Origin of the sequence: Comamonas sp. BIGb0124 (assembly GCF_003752175.1) — a bacterium.
Lineage (GTDB): Bacteria > Pseudomonadota > Gammaproteobacteria > Burkholderiales > Burkholderiaceae_C > Comamonas_F.
Genome location: NZ_RJVF01000007.1, coordinates 1 through 1,362 on the forward strand (window position 1 = coordinate 1; position 1,362 = coordinate 1,362).

General features: G+C 67.6%; 1 protein-coding gene. It reads right to left on the reverse strand.

Translation table 11 applies throughout. The annotated features are described in order from the left end of the window. Nucleotides 1-1,362: hemagglutinin repeat-containing protein (locus tag EC845_RS01265; protein WP_148077209.1), on the reverse strand; the 1,362-nt coding region annotated here is incomplete at both ends.

Sequence of the window (1,362 nt, forward strand, 5' to 3'; positions counted from 1 at the left end):
GCCCTGCCGGCTCTTCGATCCCAGCGTCGCACCCGTCAACTGCGTGTCCCCCGCCACCCGACCATCGAGCCGATCCTGCGCCTCGATGCCCGAGCGCTCCTTCACCTTCGCCGACCTGTCCCAGCTCTCGCCGTACCCCGCCGTCAGGTTCGCCACCGGCGCCACGTACGGGGCATCGCCCCCGATGGCGCCGCCCGCTGCCCCCAGGTTCGCGCCCCACTTGGCGTTCTGGTTCGTCGTCCGGCTGGTGTCCTGCACGCTCTCCACGCTCAGATTCCCGCCGGTCTCCACCGTCACCGTCCGGCCTCCTACATGGGCTCCGTTCAGCCGCGTGTCCCCGCCCGAAGCGATCTTCACGTCACGCCCCGCGATCTGGCTGTTGCGGTAATCCGTCGACTCCGTCTGCGTCCTGTCGTAGGTGCCGCTGTAGCCCACGCTGCCCGTCACGTAGTTCTGCTGCAGCACCGCGTTCGAGCCCGCGCCCATCGAGTAGCTCAGGTCGTTCGACACCGTCCAACTGCTGCTGCTGCCGTCTTCGCGCGCCGCCCGGACGTCGAGCTGGCCGGCCGCATCGATCTCCACTTTCCCGCTGCCCTCGACCACCATGCCGTTGAGTGCGATGTCCCCGCGCGTCGACTTCAGCCGCACGTTGCCGCCCCGGATGACATTCATCTTCTCGGCACTGCTCGATTGCTCGCTTTCGGTGTGCGTGTCCGAGATCGCCGCGCTCACCGAACCCCCGATGGTGTCGTTGAAGATCAGATCGGTCACCACCCCTGCCGCCTCTCCCGCAGTCAAGCCGGGGTCGATCGTCTGCCCCTCGTTCGAGGCATGGATCTTCTTGGATGCCGTGTTGACCGCGTTCGCAATCGAGCTGTGCGCCTCGGTCCTCGCTCCGATGAACAGGCTGTTCTCCTTGAAGGTCTTGCGGGTCTCGTCCTTGTACTTGGTGCTGTCGATCCGGGCGGCCTCGATGTCGATGTTGCCCGCACGCAAATCTCCGCCTCCGATGTCCGCACGGCCGTTGGCGGCCTGCACGTCGAGCGCCTGCCCGAAGTCCAGTTGCGCGTTGCTGTAGCGGGTCTGGCTTTCCGTCTCGTGGGTCTCGGTGCGCGAGTACCCCAGTTGCCCCGACGCCAGCTCGCCCCTGCCGTTGACCGCCGCCCCGCGGTTGTTGGCATTGCTCTGCTCACCGCGCTTCTGCACATTGGTCTGCGTGCCGGTGACGCTGCCGTAGCTGCCCCCCGCCCCGTACCCGGCAATACCGGCGCTGGCCCCGGCAATGAACTCCTCGGTCAGCACGGAGCGCTCGGTGTAGCCGTAGTCGGCAGCCGCGGCGACCCGGACGTCGCCGTTGTCGGC